Annotated in this window: 20 protein-coding genes and 1 tRNA gene; 10 read left to right on the top strand and 11 right to left on the bottom strand. The window is 73.3% G+C overall.

Annotation, left to right across the window (positions count from 1 at the left end; translation table 11 throughout):
- Positions 1 to 99: 99 nt before the first annotated feature.
- The 4 genes from GA0074694_RS04070 to GA0074694_RS04085 all read right to left on the bottom strand — a co-directional run bounded on the left by GA0074694_RS04070 (position 100) and on the right by GA0074694_RS04085 (position 2,230).
- The gene (locus GA0074694_RS04070; protein ID WP_091452637.1) at positions 100 to 597 is read right to left on the bottom strand and encodes a hypothetical protein; all 498 of its coding nucleotides are present in this window, start codon (positions 595 to 597) and stop codon (positions 100 to 102) included.
- 45 nt (positions 598 to 642) lie between these two features.
- Positions 643 to 1,110: a hypothetical protein gene (locus GA0074694_RS04075; RefSeq protein ID WP_091452641.1), complete on the bottom strand. Its 468-nt coding sequence runs from the start codon at positions 1,108 to 1,110 to the stop codon at positions 643 to 645.
- An 11-nt stretch (positions 1,111 to 1,121) separates the two neighbouring features.
- Positions 1,122 to 1,331 carry a hypothetical protein gene (locus GA0074694_RS04080; protein WP_091452645.1) on the bottom strand — a complete coding sequence of 70 codons (210 nt, stop codon included), beginning with the start codon at positions 1,329 to 1,331 and terminating at the stop codon, positions 1,122 to 1,124.
- A 113-nt stretch (positions 1,332 to 1,444) separates the two neighbouring features.
- The gene (locus GA0074694_RS04085; RefSeq protein ID WP_091452650.1) at positions 1,445 to 2,230 is read right to left on the bottom strand and encodes a DeoR/GlpR family DNA-binding transcription regulator; all 786 of its coding nucleotides are present in this window, start codon (positions 2,228 to 2,230) and stop codon (positions 1,445 to 1,447) included.
- A 195-nt stretch (positions 2,231 to 2,425) separates the two neighbouring features.
- Between GA0074694_RS04085 and GA0074694_RS04090 the strand changes: the two genes are divergently transcribed.
- Genes GA0074694_RS04090 through nagA form a run of 3 tightly spaced genes read left to right on the top strand, consistent with a single transcriptional unit; the run spans position 2,426 to position 5,411 of the window.
- Positions 2,426 to 3,355, top strand: coding sequence for an SIS domain-containing protein (locus GA0074694_RS04090; protein WP_091452654.1), 930 nt, complete (start codon positions 2,426 to 2,428; stop codon positions 3,353 to 3,355).
- Positions 3,352 to 4,302, top strand: a complete 951-nt coding sequence (locus GA0074694_RS04095; RefSeq protein ID WP_281189643.1) for an ROK family protein — start codon at positions 3,352 to 3,354, stop codon at positions 4,300 to 4,302. Before GA0074694_RS04090 ends, GA0074694_RS04095 begins: the two co-directional genes overlap by 4 nt.
- Positions 4,302 to 5,411 (top strand): N-acetylglucosamine-6-phosphate deacetylase, encoded by a 1,110-nt coding sequence (gene nagA, locus GA0074694_RS04100; protein ID WP_091452657.1) that lies wholly within the window; start codon positions 4,302 to 4,304, stop codon positions 5,409 to 5,411. The genes GA0074694_RS04095 and nagA overlap by 1 nt, the downstream gene beginning before the upstream one ends.
- A 22-nt stretch (positions 5,412 to 5,433) precedes the next feature.
- Here the strand turns inward: nagA and GA0074694_RS04105 are convergent, their stop codons facing one another.
- Entirely contained in the window at positions 5,434 to 6,642 is a 1,209-nt protein-coding gene (locus GA0074694_RS04105; RefSeq protein WP_091452661.1) for a DUF4032 domain-containing protein, read from the bottom strand.
- A 223-nt stretch (positions 6,643 to 6,865) separates the two neighbouring features.
- Here GA0074694_RS04105 and GA0074694_RS04110 point away from each other — a divergent pair, with 223 nt between their 5' ends.
- The 3 genes from GA0074694_RS04110 (at position 6,866) to GA0074694_RS04120 (ending at position 9,627) form a co-directional block, all read left to right on the top strand.
- Positions 6,866 to 7,645 carry a phosphatase PAP2 family protein gene (locus GA0074694_RS04110; RefSeq protein WP_176737924.1) on the top strand — a complete coding sequence of 260 codons (780 nt, stop codon included), beginning with the start codon at positions 6,866 to 6,868 and terminating at the stop codon, positions 7,643 to 7,645.
- Between the two features lie 194 nt (positions 7,646 to 7,839).
- A complete protein-coding gene (locus tag GA0074694_RS04115) occupies positions 7,840 to 8,190 on the top strand; it encodes a hypothetical protein (protein ID WP_141713955.1) in 351 nt (116 codons plus the stop codon).
- A gap of 189 nt (positions 8,191 to 8,379) precedes the next feature.
- Positions 8,380 to 9,627 (top strand): APC family permease, encoded by a 1,248-nt coding sequence (locus GA0074694_RS04120; RefSeq protein WP_091452668.1) that lies wholly within the window; start codon positions 8,380 to 8,382, stop codon positions 9,625 to 9,627.
- Between the two features lie 79 nt (positions 9,628 to 9,706).
- Here GA0074694_RS04120 and GA0074694_RS04125 read toward each other — a convergent pair whose 3' ends face one another.
- Positions 9,707 to 11,689: a potassium channel protein gene (locus tag GA0074694_RS04125; RefSeq protein WP_176737768.1), complete on the bottom strand. Its 1,983-nt coding sequence runs from the start codon at positions 11,687 to 11,689 to the stop codon at positions 9,707 to 9,709.
- 135 nt (positions 11,690 to 11,824) lie between these two features.
- On the opposite strand from GA0074694_RS04125, the gene GA0074694_RS04130 reads away from it, so the two are divergent.
- The 3 genes from GA0074694_RS04130 (at position 11,825) to GA0074694_RS04140 (ending at position 15,320) form a co-directional block, all read left to right on the top strand.
- Positions 11,825 to 12,310, top strand: coding sequence for an MSMEG_6728 family protein (locus GA0074694_RS04130; RefSeq protein WP_091452671.1), 486 nt, complete (start codon positions 11,825 to 11,827; stop codon positions 12,308 to 12,310).
- 187 nt (positions 12,311 to 12,497) lie between these two features.
- Entirely contained in the window at positions 12,498 to 14,063 is a 1,566-nt protein-coding gene (locus GA0074694_RS04135; RefSeq protein ID WP_091452674.1) for an FAD-dependent oxidoreductase, read from the top strand.
- Positions 14,064 to 14,132: 69 nt separating this feature from the next.
- On the top strand, positions 14,133 to 15,320 hold the full coding sequence (locus tag GA0074694_RS04140) for a hypothetical protein (protein ID WP_176737769.1): 1,188 nt from the start codon (positions 14,133 to 14,135) through the stop codon (positions 15,318 to 15,320).
- Positions 15,321 to 15,340: 20 nt separating this feature from the next.
- Here the strand turns inward: GA0074694_RS04140 and GA0074694_RS04145 are convergent, their stop codons facing one another.
- The 4 genes from GA0074694_RS04145 to GA0074694_RS04160 form a co-directional block, all read right to left on the bottom strand.
- Entirely contained in the window at positions 15,341 to 15,724 is a 384-nt protein-coding gene (locus GA0074694_RS04145; RefSeq protein ID WP_218105637.1) for a YciI family protein, read from the bottom strand.
- Positions 15,725 to 15,840: 116 nt separating this feature from the next.
- Positions 15,841 to 16,608, bottom strand: coding sequence for an enoyl-CoA hydratase/isomerase family protein (locus GA0074694_RS04150; RefSeq protein WP_245714537.1), 768 nt, complete (start codon positions 16,606 to 16,608; stop codon positions 15,841 to 15,843).
- A 105-nt stretch (positions 16,609 to 16,713) separates the two neighbouring features.
- On the bottom strand, positions 16,714 to 17,124 hold the full coding sequence (locus GA0074694_RS04155; RefSeq protein WP_091452676.1) for a VOC family protein: 411 nt from the start codon (positions 17,122 to 17,124) through the stop codon (positions 16,714 to 16,716).
- A 34-nt stretch (positions 17,125 to 17,158) separates the two neighbouring features.
- Positions 17,159 to 17,560, bottom strand: a complete 402-nt coding sequence (locus GA0074694_RS04160) for a helix-turn-helix domain-containing protein (protein ID WP_091452679.1) — start codon at positions 17,558 to 17,560, stop codon at positions 17,159 to 17,161.
- An 89-nt stretch (positions 17,561 to 17,649) separates the two neighbouring features.
- Between GA0074694_RS04160 and GA0074694_RS04165 the strand changes: the two genes are divergently transcribed.
- The gene (locus GA0074694_RS04165; RefSeq protein WP_091458640.1) at positions 17,650 to 18,522 is read left to right on the top strand and encodes an alpha/beta fold hydrolase; all 873 of its coding nucleotides are present in this window, start codon (positions 17,650 to 17,652) and stop codon (positions 18,520 to 18,522) included.
- Positions 18,523 to 18,611: 89 nt separating this feature from the next.
- Here GA0074694_RS04165 and GA0074694_RS04170 read toward each other — a convergent pair.
- Positions 18,612 to 18,685: transfer RNA gene (locus tag GA0074694_RS04170), tRNA-Thr, on the bottom strand.
- Positions 18,686 to 18,927 lie beyond the last annotated feature (242 nt).

Genomic DNA, 18,927 nt, shown 5'->3' on the forward strand with positions numbered 1-18,927 from the left:
TAGCGGAACCGAAACGCCGTCGTCGCGCCCACTTTTCGCGACGACGGCGTTCACCAGCGGCCCCGCAACCCGAGGGGATCCCGGTGGGCGGCCGGACGGTCAGTGTTCGGCTGGCACCGTCACCACGCGGCGTCGCCGGCCGGCCAGCGTCAGTCCGACCCCGGCAAGGATCAGCGCCAACGCGCCACCGGCCATCGGCACCACCGGCGGGGAGTCGGTGATCGGCAGGGTGCCGGAGCCGTCCCCACCGCCGGATCCCCCTGCGGTCACCCGGACGACGACGGTCCGAGACGCCCCGACCAGTTCCGGGTCGGGGTTCGGGACGATCACCCGGTACTGGTGGCCGCCGGCCCCCTTCGGCGTGACCCGGAGGGTGCAGCGACCGTCGTCCCCGATCATCCCGTCGGCCACGGTGCGCCAGGTCCCGTCGACCCGCTCCTGGAGTTCCAGACTGCTCGCGCTGGACGGTTCGACCGTGCCGGTGAAGGCGACCTCCGTGCCCGGCGGGACGCTGGCCCGGTCGACCTCGGCGGTGAGGGTCGGCCTGACCCGAGGGAAACGGGACGCGCCGACGATGAAGGCGGGCGACCTCGCCATGGTGGACGGACGCAGGATGCCGCCACATCGCAGGTAGACCCCGCCCTACGGATACACCTTGGAGAAGCTGCCGTCGGCGGCGGTTCTGCCGTTCGGCACCCCGGGGTGCTCCACCCAGAGGCTGTCCTCACCGAAGAAGATCGGCTGGTGGGGGATGCCCTTTCCGGTGTCCTCGTAGAAGAACCTGCCCCGCATCGTCAACCGGCCGTCGCCGACCAGTGGGTCGGGCACGAACTCCATTGTCACCGCCGGCAGGTGGGTCCCCGCCACGTCGAGGGTCGCCGCCGACGAGAGGTTCCGGGGGTCGACGTCGAGGCGCCGGGACCCCTCGTCCACCGCGACCAGCCGGCTGGGCTCCCACCGGCCGTTCCAGGTCGACGGCACCTGGATCGTCGCGCTCCACACGCCGTCCTGCGCGGTGCCGGAGGTGAGCGCGAGTTCCGCGCCCTCGGTGACCGCCGGCCCGCCGGACACCCGCGTGAGGACGACGTAGGGCAGTTGGACCCCGTCCATGTCGGTGGAGGTTATGACCCCGGACTCGTCGGTGAGTGGACGGAGACGGTGACCGGCACCAGGTCGACGCCGGAGACGGAGACGCTGTCGGGCGTGACCGTGATGCCCTCCACGACCGGAGGCGCCGTGTCGGACGCCGCAGCGGCGAGCCCTGCGGGGGCGGCGAGCACGCTACCGACGGTGAAGAAGATCGCGGTGAGCCCGATCTTCAGTTTTGACATCTGATGACCTCCAGGGAAGGTGGTCGTGGCCGGGAGCCACGCCGACACCCTTCCAGTCCTCCCCTGGCCGACCACCGTTCACGACTGTCGGCTTTCCGACTCGGGATGGCCTTTCAGGCACAGACGACGGTGACCCCGGCAGCCCGGAACTCGGCGACCACGGTGGGATCGGCCCCGGAGTCGGTGACCAGGGTCTCCACCCGGTCCACCGGGCAGATCCGGGCGAAGGCGTGACCGCCCAGCTTGGACGAGTCGGCGATGATCACCACCCGTCGGGCCCGGGCCACCATCAGGTTGTTCATCGCCGCCTCCCCCTCGTGGTGGGCGGCTGCCCCGAGATGCGGATCGATCGCGTCCACCCCGAGCAGGGCGACGTCCAGGGTGACCTCGCGCAGCAGCGCCCCGCCCAGCGGGCCGACCAGTTCGAACGACTTCGGCCGCACCACCCCGCCGGCCACCACGATCTTCATCCGGGACCGGACCAGCAGTTCGTTGGCGATGTTCAGGGCGTTGGTGACCACGGTGAGCTGGGCGCCCTCGGCGCTGGTGTTGAGGTCGGGCCGGACGGCGAGGGCCCGGGCGACCTCGGTGCTGGTGGTGCCGCCGTTGAGGCCGACCACGGTGCCGGGCGAGACCAGCGCGGCGGCGGCCGCCCCGATCCGCTGCTTCTCGGCCGAGTGCTTGGCGGTCTTGTACCGCAGCGGCAGGTCGTACGAGACCCCGTTGGCCACCGCCCCACCCCGGGTGCGGGTGATCATCTGCTGTTGGGCGAGCTGGTCGAAGTCGCGACGGATGGTGGCCTGGGAGACGTCCAGCCGCGCGGCGGCCTCCTCGACGCTGACTCGACCGTCGTCGGTCAGCATCTCCAGCAGAGCGTTCCATCGGGCGTACCGGTCCACCGCAGGAGCCTCCACTGACTGCACGCAACGTGATTGATTGCGTGCACAGTAGTGCGCGAAACGCGGGTACGCAAAGCAATGCGTTGCTCGATCGCGCAAGTGGTTGCCAGGGCCCCCCAGCTTCGCGCAGAATGACGCTCGAAACATGCCTGTAACGAGCCGTATTGCGCACAGTCTCCCCTGTGAGGAGTTCTCATGGCGTACGTGGACGCGGAGATCGCCAGCCAGCCCGACTGCTGGCGGGAAGCGGCGAACCTGGCCCCGACCGTCACTGATCGGCTTCCCCACCCCGGCGAGCGGGTGGCCGTCGTCGGCTGCGGGACCTCCTGGTTCATGAGCAGCGCGTACGCGGCCCGCCGCGAAGCCGCCGGGCTCGGCGAGACCGACGCCTTCCAGGCTTCCGAATTCCCCCTCGGTCGCCGTTACGACCGGCTCGTGGCGATCACCCGCTCCGGCACCACCACCGAGGTCACCGACCTGCTCGCCGCGCTGCGCGGCCAACTGCCGACCACGGTGATCGTCGGCGACCCGGACTCCCCCGCGGCCCGCCTCGCCGACGCCGCCGTCACGCTGCCCTTCGCCGACGAGCGTTCGGTGGTGCAGACCCGCTTCGCCACCACCGCCCTGGCCCTGCTCCGCGCCCACCTCGGCGACAACGTCCCCGCGCTGGCCGCCGACGCCGAGGTGGCCGTCCGCGCGCCGCTGCCGCTCGACCCGGCCCGGGTCGAGCAGGCCACCTTCCTCGGTCGGGGCTGGACCGTCGGCCTGGCCCAGGAGGCCGCGCTCAAGTGCCGGGAGGCGGCCACCTACTGGGCCGAGGCATACCCGGCGATGGACTACCGGCACGGGCCGATCTCGATCGCCGCCCCCGGGCGGCTGGTCTGGGCCTTCGGCGACATCCCGGACGGGCTCGCCGAGGACGTCGCCGCCACCGGCGCGGCCTTCGTGCACAGCCGTACCAACGGTTGCCGCACCGTGCTCGGACGGTGGGCCGCCGGGCGCAACCCGGTGGACCCGATGGCCGACCTGATCCTGGCGCAGCGGTTCGCGGTCGCGCTCGCCACCTGCCGGGGCCTCGACCCCGACGCTCCCCGGCACCTGTCCCGTTCCGTGGTCCTCGCGTGACCGCAGAACCGCCCGTCGCCGGCCCGGCCGGCGACCCGGTGGTCGTCGCGCTCGACGTCGGCGGAACCGGGATGAAGTGCGCCCTGGTCCGCCCGGACGGCTCCGTCGTGCACGCCGAACGGCACCCGACCGGGGCCGACCGGGGTCCGGACGCGGTGGCGGGGACCATCCTGGACGTCGCCGGGGGACTCGCCGACACCGCCCGCGCCGGTGGGTTCACCCCGCAGGCGCTCGGCGTCGCCGTACCCGGCGTGATCGACGAGGCCACCGGGGTGGCGGTCTGGTCGGCGAACCTGGGCTTCCGGGACGTACCGCTGCGGAAGCTGGCGGCCAAACGGCTCGGGCTGCCCACGGCGCTCGGCCACGACGTGCGCGCCGGGGGCCTGGCCGAGGCCCGGCTGGGTGCCGGGCGCGGCACGCGGCACGTCCTCTTCGTCGCGGTCGGCACCGGCATCGCCGCCGCCCACGTGGTCGACGGCTCGGCCGCCGTCGGCGCGCACGGCGCCGCCGGGGAGATCGGCCACATCCTGGTACGCCCCAACGGTCCGCGCTGCGGCTGCGGAGGGACCGGCTGCCTGGAGGCGGTGGCCTCGGCCGCCGCGATCGGCCGCCGTTACGCCGAACTGTCCGGTGTGCCGGGAAGCACCGCCGCCGAGGTGGTCGAGCGGGCGGTGGCCGGCGAGGAACTGGCCCGCGAGGTGTGGAGCAGTGCCGTCGAGGCGCTCGCCGACGGCCTCGCCACCGGTCAGGCGCTCTTCGACGTGGAGACCATCGTGCTCGGCGGCGGCCTGGTCCGGGCCGGTCGGCATCTGCTCGACCCGCTGCGTACCGCAGTGCGGGAACGGATGACCTTCCACCGGGAGCCGCGCCTGGTCGCCGCCACACTCGGCGACGAGGCCGGCTGTCTCGGTGCGGCCCTGCTCGCCCTCGACTCCCGGGAGACGTGATGACCCAACGGGTGACCGGCAAGGTGGTGACCCCGACCGGTGTGATCCGCCAGGGGTGCGTGGAGATCGGTGACGGCAAGATCCGGGCAGTCGCCGAGTATCCGTCGGTGCGCGACGGGCACTGGATCGTCCCCGGCTTCGTGGACATGCACACCCACGGCGGCGGCGGGCACACCTTCACCACCGGCGACCCGCAGGCCGCCCGGCGGGCCGCCGCGTTCCACCTGCGGCACGGCACCACCACCCTGCTGGCCAGCCTGGTCAGCTCCCCGTTCGCGCTGATGCGGGAGGCCACCACGGCGTTCGCCCCGCTGGTGCGGGAGGGGGTGCTCGCCGGCATCCACTTCGAGGGTCCGTACCTGTCGACGGCCCGGTGCGGGGCGCAGAACCCGGAGTTCCTGCGGGACCCGTCCACCGAGGAGCTCAGCGAGTTGATCCGCCTCGGCGAGGGCGCGGTCCGGATGGTCACCCTGGCCCCGGAGCGGACCGGCGCGCTGGAGGCGATCAAACTGCTCGCCGGCAACCGGGTGGTCGCGGCGATCGGGCACACCGACGCCAGCTACGACCAGACCCGGGCGGCGGTCACCGCCGGAGCCAGCGTCGGCACCCACCTGTTCAACGGGATGCGCCCGGTGCACCACCGCGAGCCGGGACCGGCGGTGGCCCTGCTCTCCGCGCCGAACGTGGTCTGCGAGCTGGTCGCCGACGGAGTGCACCTGCACGACGGGATGCTCGCCTTCGCCACCACGGTCGCCGGCCCCGAGCGGACCGCCCTGATCACCGACGCGATGGCCGCCGCCGGCATGACCGACGGCGAGTACGAGCTGGGTGGCCAGTCGGTCACCGTGGCCGACGGGGTGGCCCGGCTGACCCGGGACGGCGCGATCGCCGGAAGCACCCTCACCATGGATGCCGCACTGCGGCACGCGGTGGCCGCCGGGATCGAGATGTCCGACGCCTGCCGGATGACCGCCACCACCCCGGCCCGTGCGCTCGGTCTCGGCGACCGCCTCGGTGCGTTGCAGGTCGGCCTCCGCGCCGACCTGGTGGTCCTCGACGACGACCTCGCCGTGGTCCGGGTGATGCGCGGCGGTGAGTGGCTGGACTGAGCGGCGGGTGGCGGGCCGGAGGTCAGACGGCGTCCACGTCGACGCCGAGGACGGCCTGCTCGTCCGGGCGGTGCACCAGCACGTCGCTCAGGAAGGACTGGACCGCCGGTCCCATGCCGACGTCCCGGCCGGCCCGCTCGGAGAGCAGCCACTTGTGCTCGACGATCTGGGTGAACAGCTCCTGCGGTTCCAGCTTGCGCCGCAGGTGGGCGGGGACCGCCCGGACCACCGGCTCGAACACCTCGGTCAGCCAGCGGTGCGCGGCCTGCTGCTCGTCGGTCAGGTCGCTCTCCGCCCGGTACGCGTCCAGGTCGTTGAGGAGCTTGCGGGCCTGGTTCTCCTCCGCGTCCAGGCCGGTCAGCCGGAGCAGCCGCCGGGTGTGGTAGCCGGCGTCGACGACCTTCGGACGAACGAGGTAACGCCCGTTGTCGATCGTGGAGAGCGCCACCTCGGCCACGTCGAAGCCCATCTCGTTGAGACGCCGGATCCGCCGCTCGATGTCGTGGCGGGCGTCCCGCTCGACCTGCTGCTCGTAGGTGATCTCGTGCCAGAGCCGCTCGTACCGCTGCACGACCTCCTCGCAGACCATCTCCGGGTCGACCGACTCGTGCAGCAGGCCGGCCGCCTGGAGGTCCAGCGCCTCTCCGAAGATGTTCACCCGGGCGATCTCCAGGTCCTCGCCCCGCTGGCCGTTGGAGAGGGAACTGTGCAGGGCCCCGGTCTCGGCGTCCACCAGGTACGCGGCGAACGCACCGGCGTCCCGGCGGAACAGCGTGTTCGACAGCGAGCAGTCGCCCCAGAAGAACCCGGTCAGGTGCATCCGGACGATCAGCGCGGCGAGCGCGTCGAGGAGCCGTTCCAGGGTCTCCGGACGCAGGGTGTGCGAGAAGAGCGCCCGGTACGGCAGGGAGAACTGGAGGTGCCGGGTGATCAGCACCGGGTCCAGCGGCTGCCCGTCCGGGGCGTGCCGGTCGGCGACGATCGCCACCGCCTCCACGGCCGGGAAGTCGATCCGTTCCAGCGCCCGGAGCAGGTCGTACTCCCGCTCGGCGACCCGCTCACCGGTCTCCTTGACCGCGTAGACGTAACCGCCGAGCCGGACGAACCGGACGATGTGCCGGGAGATGCCCTGTGGGAGGGCCACCAGGTGCTCGGCAGGCCACTCCTCCAACGGGGTCGCCCAGGGCAGGTCGAGCAACGCCGGGTCGACGAGAGCCGAAGTGATCCGCACGGGACAAGCATGCCGTCTCCGCCCGTACGGCGCTTCCCTTCGTGGCTGGGCACACAGCCATCGACGTCCCGTCGCACCGTTGGTCGGGGTGCGCACGGTGGTCGGGTGGTTGCAGGGGACCCTTCCTACCGCATTCTGACGAGCAGGGGTCCCCTGCAACCACCCGACGGACAGCGACGTGCACCCGGGCCGCACCCGAGCGGCGTCGTCGGCGGCCGGTAGCGTGGTCGCCGTGCGGGAGCCGACGACGGTACGACGGGACGCGCGGCTGCGGCCGGTCCGCCCCGCCGGCTGGTGGTGCGACGCGCTGCTGCTGGCCGGGCTGGTGGCGATCACCGTGGCGCTCGCCAACCGCCACCTCTTCGGCGTCGACCGGGCGGTGGCCGACTGGGCCGAGGCGCACCGGCCCCCGGTGGCGTACGGCGTCGCGGTGGTCTTCAACTACCTCGGGCAGGGCACCCCGCTGACCCTGCTCACGGCGGGGCTCGGGCTCCTGCTGGCGGTCCGGCTCCACTCGCTGCGTCCGCTCCTGCCCACCGTGGTGGCCTTCGCGCTGACGAACGTCACCATCGGCCCGGCGAAGGTGTGGACCGCACGACCCGCGCCGAGTGCCAGCATCAAGGAGCCGTGCCTGCCGCCCGAGCAGACGCTCCCCCTCTTCCAGGACGACCTGCCTTTCAAGTACGCCCAGTCGTACCCGTCGGGGCACGTGGCCAACGCCATCGTCTGGTACGGCGTCCTGGCGCTGCTGCTCGCCCCACTGCTGCGCAGCTACGGCCGGAGCATGTCACCCCGGCTGGTGACCGTGGTCCGGGTGGTTCCGCCGGTGGTGGTCATGTTCACCACGACCTACCTGGGCTGGCACTGGCTGACCGACTCGGTGGCCGGTCTGCTGCTCGGGCTGCTTCTGGACCGCATCCTGCACCGGATGCCCTGGAACGACCTGCCGCTGCCGGGGCGGCTGCGCAAGTGGGCCGGACCGTTCGTCCCGCACGCCGGGTAGACGCCTGCGAGCGTCGTCGGGTATCGGGTGCCGGCACCCTCGAGTCCGACGAATGAACCCCGCACCCGCCGGGAAGACGTGTGCCGACCGGCTGGAGCGCCACCTTCGAGGTCACCCGGCGCCACGTCACGGGTTCACGGGTGGGGAAGCCATCGGGGGAACGGTGTTCAGTCACAGCTACGGGAGGAGAAAGTATGTCTGTCTCGATGTCCCAGAAGCTGGTGGACCCCACCAACGCCACCGACAAGCGGACTGTCGAGTCGGCCGTGGTGGAGGGCCGTACGCTCGAGTTCCGGGTCGGTGACATCAACGGCGTACAGCATGCCTGGACACGCCTGATCAACGCCCAGAGCGGTGACGAGATCTGGATCAACCAGACCACCGACGGCGGCAAGACCTGGCAGTCGAACCTCGGCCGACGCAAGATCCAGGCGGGGGGCCGCAACTACACCGACGCCCTGCCGACGAGCAGCAGCGACCAGGTGCGGATGCAGGGCTGGACGCGGCTCACCAGCGGCAAGGAGTACAACACCCGCGCCTTCTGACCAGCCGATCAGATCTGTCGCCCCGCCGACGTCCGTTCGGCGGGGCGGCGGCCGACCGCACGACGGCCCGACAGGCCGCACGGGTGACGCCCCAGCGGGCCGGTCCGGTTCGCTTCGCTCCTGAACTCCTGACGGACGCCGGCCGCACGCGGCCGACCCCGGTGCCGTCGCGGTACTAGAGTCGCCCTCGTGGAACGGCTGGCGCGGCGCTTGGGCGTACCCGATGCGGTGGTCATCGGACTGGGTTCGATGCTCGGCGCGGGTGTCTTCGTGGTCTTCGCGCCGGCCGCGTCGGCAGCTGGCGGCGCGGGTCTGCTGCTCGCCCTGGCCCTGGCCGGGTTCATCGCGTTCTGCAACGCGACCAGCTCGGCCCGGCTGGCCGCCCGCTACCCCGAGTCCGGCGGCACCTATGTGTACGGACGGGAACGGCTCGGCCCGTACGCCGGTTTCCTCGCCGGCTGGGGATTCGTCGTCGGCAAGACGGCGAGCTGCGCGGCGATGGCGCTGACCATCGGGGCGTACCTCTGGCCGGGGCAGGCGCGGCTCGTCGCGGTCGCCGCGGTCGTGGCGGTGACCGGCGTGAACCTGCGCGGCATCGGCAAGACCGCGACCGCGACGAAGGTCCTGGTCGGCGTGGTGCTGGCGGTGCTGGCCCTGGTCGCGGTGACCGGCGTCGGCTCGGTCTCGGTCGACCGGCTCGGTGACCTCGACGGCACCGGCCGGGGCGTGCTCACCGCCGCCGGGCTGCTCTTCTTCGCCTTCGCCGGGTACGCCCGGATCGCCACCCTCGGCGAGGAGGTCCGCGACCCGGAACGGACCATCCCCCGGGCGGTGCCGCTGGCGCTCGGCATCGTGCTGGCGATCTACCTGGCCCTGGGCATGGTCGCGGTCGGCGTGCTCGGGGCCGACGCGCTGGCCTCGTCCGTCGCGCCCCTGGCCGACGTGGTCACCGCCGCCGGGCTGCCCGACCTGGCCTGGGTGGTCCGCGCCGGGGCGACCGTCGCGGTGACCGGGGTGCTGCTCTCCCTGGTCGCCGGGGTCGGCCGGACGACACTGGCGATGGCCCGCCGCCGCGACCTGCCCGGCGCCCTCGCCGCCGTGCACCCCCGGTACCAGGTGCCGCACCGCGCCGAACTGGCCGTCGCCGCCGTGGTGATCGTCGTGGTGCTGCTCGGTGACGTACGCGGGGCGATCGGCTTCTCGAGCTGCACCGTGCTGGTCTACTACGCGATCACCAACGCGTCGGCCCTGACGTTGGAGCGGGAGCCGGGCCGGTGGTTGCCGGTGCGGGCGCTGGCGGTGGCGGGACTGGTCGGCTGTCTGCTGCTCGCGGTCAACCTGCCACTGTCGAGCGTGCTCGCCGGCTTCGGCGTCCTCGCCCTCGGCACGATCTGGTACGCCGTCCGCCACCACCTCGCCTCCCAACGGTCTGGTTGACCGGGCCGACAGGTTGATCGTGGCGGCCGATGGCCCCCGGAGGTGCCGACAGCCACCACGATCAGCAGCCGGACGACCGTCAGGACACGACAGACTCGTCCGGCCCGGTGGACGGCGACGCCACCGGGGCCGGCGGCCCGGCGTGGGCGGCTGGTTCCGGTGCCGTGCCCGACGGCCTCGACGGACGGTCGGACGGGGGCGGTCCGCCGGCTGGGGTCGAGGTGTCGCCGGGGGCCGGAGCGCCACGGACAGCGGGCGGAACGGAGCCCCGGGCGGACGGGACGGCACCGCGAGCCGGGGTTGGACCACCGGGGGCGGCGACCTCGCGGAGCAGGGCGTTCAGTCCGGCGCGCCGGGCCAGCACGGTCATCCGGTCCCCGGCCGTGATCACCATGCGGGAGTCCGGGTTCCACTCGAAGCGCGGCTGGCCGGCGCGGGCGTGCGCGAGCAGCCGTACGCCGCCGGGGCGGCCGACCGCCTCGAGAGCGCGACCGTCCAGCGGCGATCCGGCGGCCACGGACACCTCGGTGACCAGCAACGCGTGCCGGCCGACCGGGATGGTGGCGATCATCGCGCGCTCCAGCAACGCGGCGGTGAAGGCCGGCGCGGCCAGGTACGACACGCTGCGCGAGATACCGATGCCGAAGGCCCGTTGGACGCGTTCGGCGAAGTCCCCGTCGAAGAGGCGCAGCACCACGCGCAGGTCGTCGTTGAGCGCGCGCGCGTTCAGCGCGGCCTGGAGGTTGGTGCCGTCGTCGGTGGAGACCACCACCAGCGCCTGGCAGGTGCCCACCGACGCCGCGCGGAGGGTTTCCTCCAGGGCCGCGTCGCCGACGATCAGCGAGACCCCGAGCCGGCGGGCCAGGGACGCGCCGCGCGGCTCGGGGTGCTTGTCGATCACCACGACCTCGACGCCGAAGTCGTGCAACTGGGCCATCACCCTCGTCCCGACGTTGCCGAGGCCGACGACGACCACGTGCCCGGAGCGGTCCGGCTGGATCCGCCCGGAGTGCAGGGCCAGCCGGGCCCGGACGACGCCGTCGACCACCACGGCGGTGATCAGCGGGATCAGCGCCAGCCCGGCGACGCTGAGCACCACCTGCATGACCTGCTCGGCGAAGGGCTTGTTGACGTCCGGATCCTGCCCGCTGAGCGTGGTGACCAGGGTGAGGTAGAGCGCGTCGATCCCGTCGAGGTGGGCGGCCCGGCCGTTGAGCCAGCCGAGCACCCCGATCAGCGCGAGCACCGCCAACACGGCGATGCCGATCTTCCGGCTGGCGAAGCTGCGCACCGCGCGGAGCAGCACCGTCACCGGCCGACGGCGACGCCGGTCGCGTCGGGCCCGCGCCAGTCGCCGCGCGGCCAGTTCGGTGCCCGGCAACCGGCCGGTCGCCTCGGCGAGCACCACGTCCGCGCCGGCCTCGTCGGCGGGGAGCACCCGCACCTCGCGTGGATCGCGGGTGTCGGCCACCGCGCAGACGACGTCCTCCGGGCGGACGTCGTCACGGCGGGCGACGTAGAGGGTGCGGCCGGCATGCCGGAAGTGGGTGGGGGCGACCTCGCCCAGCGCGGCGGCCACGAACGCCGGGGCGGCCATGGTGGCGTCGGAGAGGACCGCCGAGTCGGGGAAGATCTGCCGTACGCCGTTGGCCAGGCCGGTGTTGAACATCCGGACCACCAGGCGCAGCCTCGGCTCGACCTCCTGGGCACAGAGCGCGGCATGCATGTTGCCCACGTCGTCCTGGTGCAGCAGGGCCAGCCCGTCCGCGCCGGCCAGCCCGGCTCGGCGGAACGTCGCCTCGTCGAGCCGGTCGGCCAGCACCACGTCGATGCCGTGGAGGTCCCGGCCGTCGGGCCCGTCGGAGCGGCGCCGCTCGGGCACGATCAGGGTGACCCGGATCCGGCCGGTGGACACCTCGCCGGCGAGCAGCGCCCGCACCACCCAGTAGGCGAGCGGGTCGTGCCCGCAGACCACGTAGTGGGGGCGGGAGCCCGCGTTGGCCCGTAACCGCCGGCTGGCCCGCCACGCACGGTCGAGCAGGGGCTCCGCCATGTGCGGCATGGTAGCCAGTCCCGGCGAACCGTTGGTGTCCGCATGATCCTCATGCCGGCCCACGTGCTTCCCTGCGCCGGCCGCCGGCCCGGCCGCACGACCGCGGGCAGGCATGTGCCGGCCCGGGGCGGGTAGAGCGGGGTCGTGCAGACCTTCCTGCCGTACCCGGACTTCGCGGCCAGCGCACGGGCGCTGGACCAGCGGCGGCTGGGCAAGCAGCGGGTGGAGGCGATCCAGGTGCTGCGCGGGCTGACCTGGCCCGGTTACGGCTGGCGTAACCACCCGGCGGTGAGGATGTGGGCCGGCTACGAGGAGGCGCTGGTCCGGTACGGGCTGGACGTCTGCGCGGTGTGGTGCGCGCCGGGGCGGGCGGACACCTGCGCGACCACGCTCACCGCCGATCTCGCCGCCGCCTGCGGCATCACCGGAGTACGCGGTCAGGCCGAACTGGCCGCAGCCGGTGAACTGCCACCCTGGCTGGGCCGGCCGGACCTGCACCGGAGCCACCAGTCGTCCCTGCTGCGCAAGGATCCCGACCACTACCGCCCGGTCTTCGGGGACGTCCCGCCCGACCTGGAGTACGTCTGGCCCGACTCGGATCGGCCGCGCCGGTGCCTGCCCACCGTGTGAGGTGGTAGCAGGGGTCCCCTGCTACCGCTTTTTGTCGTGCAGGGTGCCCCTGCAACCACTCGGCACACGCGATGCGTGCAGGGTGCCCCTGCAACCACTCGGCACCCGCGATGCGCGGCCACCTCGGCCAGCGCGCCCCGCACCCACCAGGGCACCGCAGGCGACAATCTGCGGCAAACTCGGACATATGATGCTGTCACAGCGGGTCGGCCGGTTGATCGGCGTACGCGAACACCTGGTCGACCCGGGCGGGGGCGGCGCGGCCCGCGTGCCGCACCCGGTCGACGTGGTGGTCGTCGGCGGTGGCATCGCCGGCATGTCGGCGGCGGTGGTGCTCGCCGAGCGGGGCGTACGGGTGACCGTGCTGGAGGCCGCATCCACCCTGGGCGGACGGCTGGGCGCGTGGCCGGAGACCCTCGCCGACGGCAGCCGGCAGGTCGTCGAGCACGGCTTCCACGCGTTCTTCCGGCAGTACTACAACTGGCGGTCGATCCTGCGTCGGGTCGACCCGGCACTCGGCTTCCTCAAAGCGGTCCCGGGTTATCCGATCCTCAGTGCCCGGTGGCCGACCGAGGAATTCGGCCGGCTCCCGCCCGCCCCGCCGGCGAACCTGCTCGCGCTGCTGCTGCGCAGCCCGAGCCTGCGCCTGCGCGACCTGCGCGGAATGGACCGGGAGGCGGCCCTCCCGCTGCTGACGTACGACCCGGAGCGCACCTACGCCGAACTGGACGGCCGGAGCGCCGAGGAGCTGCTCGACTCGCTGCGGCTGCCGGACCGGGCACGGGCGATGCTCTTCGAGGTCTTCTCGCACTCGTTCTTCAACCACGAGGCGGAGATGTCCGCCGCCGAGATGGTCGCGCAGTTCCACTTCTATCTGCTCGGCAACGGCGAGGGGTTGGCGTTCGACGCCCCGGACGAGGACTACGCGACAGCGGTGTGGGCGCCGCTGGCCGACCACGTCCGGCGGCACGGCGGCCGGGTGCTGACCGGAGTGCCGGCCACCGCGTTGGGTCGGGACGCAAACGGCTGGTGGGTGGAGACCGGCGGCGGGACGGCGTACCGGGGTGGACACGTGGTGCTGGCCGTCGACCCGCCGGCACTCGCCGTGCTGGTCGGGAACTCACCCGGGCTCGCGGCGGTCGCCCCGGGCCTGGTGGCGCGGGTGCCCGCGTTCGGTCGGCCCGGTCCGCCGTACGCGGTCGCGCGGTACTGGCTGGACGGGGACGTGGCCGCCGGACGGGCGGTGTTCAGCGGGGTCTCCCGGCAACCCACCCTGGACTCGGTGACCCTCTACCACCGACTGGAGCACGGTTCCCGCCGCTGGGCGGAGCACACCGGGGGCTCGGTGGTGGAGCTGCACGCGTACGCCTGCGAGCCCGGGGTGGCCGCCGGGGTGCTGGCCGAGCGGATGCGCGCCGAGCTGGCCACGCTCTGGCCGGAGGTCGCCGGGCTGCGCGTGCGCGAGCTGCGGGCCCGGGTGGAGGCGCGGGCCCCGGTGTTCGCGCCGGGCGGCCACGCGACCCGGCCCGGGGTACGCACCGACGCGGCCGGGCTCCACCTGGCCGGCGACGGGATCCGTACGGACTTCCCGAGCGCGTTGATGGAGCGGGCGGCGGCGACCGGGATCATCGCCGCGAACCACGTCCTGCGCGCCGAGGGCGGGGCCGCCGAACCGGTCCGGTCGGTCCGCCTCCGGGGCCTGCTGGCGCGGGGAGCGAGGCCGGGCATGGCGGAGCCACCCCGGCGGGAATGACCGTTTCACGAAATTAGCACTGGTATACGAATAGACTGGGCGGCGGATCGGAAGCCAGCGGGGGACACCGTGCATTCACGCCACCAGCAGCTCCAGGCGGAGCCGGGCACCCGTCTCGACGAGCCCGGACGCGAGGACGGCCCGGACGCCGACGAACGGGCGTGCGTGGTGACCGCGCTGCGGCTCGGCTGGTGGATGGCGGACGCGTACCACCACGCGCGGACCGCGAGCCTGGACGACGGTCCTCCTGGCCGGCCGGTCGCTCCCCGCGCCAAGCTGTCCAACCTGACGGAGATGTCGGGGCGGCAGCGGATGCGGATGTACCTCGACGCGGTGGAGGTGGCGCTCCGCCAGATCGCCGCGCTGACCCGGCACGGCGGGGACGGCCCGTCGACCGCCGCCGCCCACGCGCACATCCGCGACGCCGGCCACGACCGCCCCGGTGACGTCGGCGCGATGCTGGTCGCCCTGGACGAGCTGAACGTGGACGTGCTGCGCTGGGCGATGGCCCGCGACCACCGGGTCGGGATCGGGTACCGCCTCGGTCGCTCCCTCGCCGACACCGTCCGCCGGTGCAACACCGAGGAGCTGCCCCAACGGTTCGGCGGCCGGCAGGACCAGCTGCGCCGCTGGCTGGACGAGCTGGCCAGCGTGCTGCCACCGTACGCGGCCCCGGTGGTGCGCCACTCCCTGGAGAGCTGGACGACCGCGGTCCGCGCGGCGGCGGCGGGCGACCCGCACGAGGCGGAGCTGCGCGACCTCGCCGACGAGCTGCGCGACCAGGGCGAACTGTGGCGCAGCGTGCTCACCGGCGGGCTGCACCCGCGGGACCTGCTCGACGAGGAGCACTACGCGATCGTCGCCCGCAACCTGATCATCCGGGACCGCCGGCTGGTGGTGCAGGCGGCGCGCGGAATCTGCTACCCGGTGCTCGTACCGCTGCTGGTGATCCTGCTGGTGGTGGTCGGGGTGAGCGCCACCGCCGCCGCCGGCTCCCCGGTCACCCGGACGGCGGTCGCACTGCTCGGCCTCGGCGCGGGGCTGGCCGCCATCTGGCGGGCGCTCTCCGGTCCGGCGCTCCAGGTCGCCGGTGAGGTCAACCGGCCGCTGCTGCACGGTGAACTGGTGGCGCAGATGGCCAGGTGCGTGGACCGGCCGCTCGACGCGGCCCGCGCCGCCACCGATGTCGCACGAGGAGGTCGCGGCCCTGCACGCCCAGATGGAGGAGATCCACTGGGGCCTGGCCGACTCCGGTGAGCTGGTCGGCGGGCTGGGGCTCACCGCCCCTGGTCGGTCACCGTCGCCGCCCGTCGCCTGACCGACCTGCTCCGCAGCGAGCAGGCACGCCGTTCACCCGCCTGCCCGGCCGAGCAGCTCCTGCCGGCGGCGGCGCAGCAGTTCCCGCTCGACGGTGTTCTCCGTCCGGGCGATCGCCGACTGGTGAAGCCACCGAGGTGTTCCTTGCCCTCGGCGTACGGGCCGTCGGTCGTCAGCAGTTCCCCGTCGGTGACCCGGACCACGGTCGCCGTGCTCGGTGGGTGCAGTCCGCCGGCGAAGACCCAGACTCCGGCCGCCCGCATCTCCGCGTCGACCGCGCCCACGTCCCGCATGATCTTCTCCGGCACCTCGGCCTCCGGTGCGGGGCCGTCCGGCTGGACCACACTGAGCAGGTACTGCTACATGAGGTGCCTCCTCGCCTACCGTCGCCGGCCCGGTGCCGACGCTCACCCACTACACGAACGAGCGCGAGCGGAATCGACACCGCCGGGCGGGGAAATCAACCGGTCGGCGGGATCGTCCAGGTGAAGCGGGCCGGGCGGCGCTCGTGGAACGCCACCACCCCCTCCCGCGCCTCGCCGCTGGCCCGGACCTGCCGGTGCCACCAGGCTGCCCGCCCGGCGTCGGCCCGACCGTCCACGATCTCCTTGGCGGCGACGACGCTGAGCTGGGAGCGGACGGCGACGGTGCCGGTCAGCTCGGCGATCCGGCCGGTGAACCGGTCGACGGGCACCACCTCGTCGACCAGGCCGACCCGCGCGGCCCGGTCGGCGTCCACCAGCTCGCCGGTGAAGATCAGGTACTTCGCGGTGGCCGGCCCGACCAGCGCCGCCAGACGGCGGGTGGTCGACGTCGGGTAGACCACCCCCAGCTTGGCCGGCGGGACGCCGAACCGGGCGTCGGCGGCGGCGATCCGCAGGTCACAGGCGACGGCGAGCTGACAGCCGCCGCCGACGCAGGCACCGCGAACCGCGGCGACGGTCGGCTTGGCGAACGCGGCCAGCCGTTCCTCGGCGGCCACCGCCACGCTCTGGTCCCCGGCCGCCAGCAGCTCGTCCAGGTCACCCAGGTCGGCCCCGGCGCAGAAGGTCTCCCCCGCCCCGGTGAGCACCAGGACGCGGACGGCCCGGTCCGCCTCCAGCCGGTCGAGCAGCGGTGGCAGCTGCCGCCACATGTCCGGGGTCATCGCGTTCCGGCGGCGCGGATTACTGATCTCCACCGTCGCCACCACCCCGGTCACCCGGACGGTCAGTCCGCCAACCTCCACCGTTCCCCCTCCCGCCCGGCCCTTCCGGCCCGCCGACCCTAACCCGTCGGGCCGGTCCCGAGGTCGGGGCGATCCAGGGCCTCCGCCCCACGCGGGCGGGAGGTTTCAGTGCATCTGGCCCACGCGGATGCGGTTGCCGAAGGGGTCACGGATGCCGAAGTCGATGCCGTAGGGGCGGTCGGTCGGCTCGTCGGTGACGTCCACGCCCTTGGCCACCAGGTCCGCGTACGTCCGGTGCGCGTCGTCGGTGGTCATGAAGAGGTAACCGCCCAGCGCGCCCTTGGTCAGCAGCTCCCGCACCTGCTCGGCGGTGGCCGGGTCCAGGGCCGGCGGGCCGGGCTTCTCCAGCAGGATCTCCCGGCCCGGGTCGCCCGGAACCCGGACCGTCAGCCAACGCATGAAGCCGAGATCCTGGTCGGTGCTGACCTCCAGGCCGAGCTTGCCGACGTAGAAGTCGAGGGCCTCGTCCTGGTCGAGGACGTAGACCTGGGAGCGGGTGATCGCGTTCATCGTCATGCCACCACGCTACGACCCGGCCCTGACCTGCTGCTTATCCGAAACTGCTGGGTCTGGTCCAGGACTTGGTGAAGCAGCTCGGCACGGCGCCGGCCGGGCTCCGCCGCTTCCGGAACGCGGTCGGCGACTCGCCGACGATCTCGGAGAAGGTACGGCTGAACGTGCCGAGACTGCCGAAGCCGACCGCGAGGCAGATCTCGGTGACGTCGCGGTCCGACTCCAGCAGCAGGGACATCGCCCGTTCGACCCGCCGACGCTGGAGATAGCGGTGCGGGGTCTCGCCGAAGGTCGCCCGGAAGGTACGGATGAAGTGCGCCTCGGAGACGTGGGCGATCCGGGCCAGGGACGGGATGTCCAGCGGCTCGGCGTACGAGCGGTCCATGGCGTCCCGGGCACGCAGCATCGCCCGGTTGGACTGCTCGACGGCACGGCTCACGCCCGCCAGCCTACGAGGGCACCCCCGGTCGGCGGGCAGCCCGCCGGCCAGGAGGTTTCGGCGGACTCGACTGCGGAAGAATGTCGACCATGGACTTTCCGGTCGACACCACACCCCCGTACCGGCTCTGGGCGCGGGCGGTCGGCCCGGTCGACGCACCGCCCCTGCTCCTGGTCATGGGCGCCAACGCCAGCGGCCTCACCTGGCCGCCCGCGCTGGTCGACCGGCTCGCCACCCGGCACCGGGTGATCGTCTACGACCACCGCGACACCGGCCGCTCCACCTGGGCGTTCGACGAGCACCCGTACCAGGTGGCCGACCTGGCCGACGACGCCGTCGCCGTGCTCGACGCGGCCGGCGTGGAGCGGGCGCACGTCGTGGGCATGTCGATGGGGGGCGTCCTGGTGCAGCTCCTCGCCCTCGACCACCCCGGACGGCTGCTGTCGGCCACCGCGTTCTGCACCACCGCGCTCGGTGCCGGGCTGGCCGGCGGCGACGACGCACCGCCCCTGCCGGACCCGGACCCGCGCCTGCTGCGCCTCTGGGAACACTTCACCGACGAGCGGGACCGGGAGGCGGAACTCGACTGGCGGGTGGCGCACTGGCGGCTCCTCAACGGCGACGTGATCCCCTTCGACGAGACCGCCTTCCGGGAGCTCGAAATGGCCTGCATCGACCACACCGGCACCCACCGCAACCCCGCCGCGCACGCCCGCGCCGGTCAGGACGGACTGGACCGGGGCGCGGAGCTGGCCGCCGTACGCGTGCCGTTCCTGGTCGTCGAGGCACCGGAGGATCCGATCAACCCGCCGCCGCACGCGTCCCACCTGGCCGGACTGATTCCGTCGGCCACGCTGGTCCGCATCCCCGGCATGGGGCACGCACTGGCACCCGCGGTGCTGGATCCGCTCGCCGGTGCGCTGCTGGCCCACACCACGGGGGTCCCGCCGGCCGCGCGCTGAGCCGCCTGACGGACAGGACGGTCGGATCCGGACGCCCGTCGTCCGGGTCCGTGCCGTGGCGGAACGGACCCGGAACCGACGGGAATGTGAGCCCCCGGCCGGGATCGAACCGGCGACATCTCGCTTACAAGGCGAGTGCTCTGGCCAGCTGAGCTACAGGGGCGCGGGCGTCCGTGGTCAGCATAGCGACTGGCGTCCGGATTTCCTCCCTCACCAGGCCCCTCAGCACCGGAAACGTGATCCGGCGGTGTCCTTCTGGTCGGGTTGTGATCCTACAGTGCACGCAACGCAGTCAACGTCCCGGCGATTGATGGTTGTGCGTGCCCTACTGACCGGTATGCGAATGTCGTCGGTCCCACCCGGTGCTCACCGTCTTGGCAGCGGGCAGAATCCCGTTTACGGTGC

The organism is Micromonospora inyonensis, assembly GCF_900091415.1.
Classification (GTDB): domain Bacteria; phylum Actinomycetota; class Actinomycetes; order Mycobacteriales; family Micromonosporaceae; genus Micromonospora; species Micromonospora inyonensis.

Coding starts and splice junctions, on each gene's coding strand:
- GA0074694_RS04070 (WP_091452637.1), bottom strand. CDS start 597: ATGGCGAGGTCGCCCGCCTTCATCGTCGGCGCGTCCCGTTTCCCTCGG.
- GA0074694_RS04075 (WP_091452641.1), bottom strand. CDS start 1,110: ATGGACGGGGTCCAACTGCCCTACGTCGTCCTCACGCGGGTGTCCGGC.
- GA0074694_RS04080 (WP_091452645.1), bottom strand. CDS start 1,331: ATGTCAAAACTGAAGATCGGGCTCACCGCGATCTTCTTCACCGTCGGT.
- GA0074694_RS04090 (WP_091452654.1), top strand. CDS start 2,426: ATGGCGTACGTGGACGCGGAGATCGCCAGCCAGCCCGACTGCTGGCGG.
- nagA (WP_091452657.1), top strand. CDS start 4,302: ATGACCCAACGGGTGACCGGCAAGGTGGTGACCCCGACCGGTGTGATC.
- GA0074694_RS04115 (WP_141713955.1), top strand. CDS start 7,840: ATGTCTGTCTCGATGTCCCAGAAGCTGGTGGACCCCACCAACGCCACC.
- GA0074694_RS04125 (WP_176737768.1), bottom strand. CDS start 11,689: ATGCCGCACATGGCGGAGCCCCTGCTCGACCGTGCGTGGCGGGCCAGC.
- GA0074694_RS04135 (WP_091452674.1), top strand. CDS start 12,498: ATGATGCTGTCACAGCGGGTCGGCCGGTTGATCGGCGTACGCGAACAC.
- GA0074694_RS04155 (WP_091452676.1), bottom strand. CDS start 17,124: ATGACGATGAACGCGATCACCCGCTCCCAGGTCTACGTCCTCGACCAG.
- GA0074694_RS04165 (WP_091458640.1), top strand. CDS start 17,650: ATGGACTTTCCGGTCGACACCACACCCCCGTACCGGCTCTGGGCGCGG.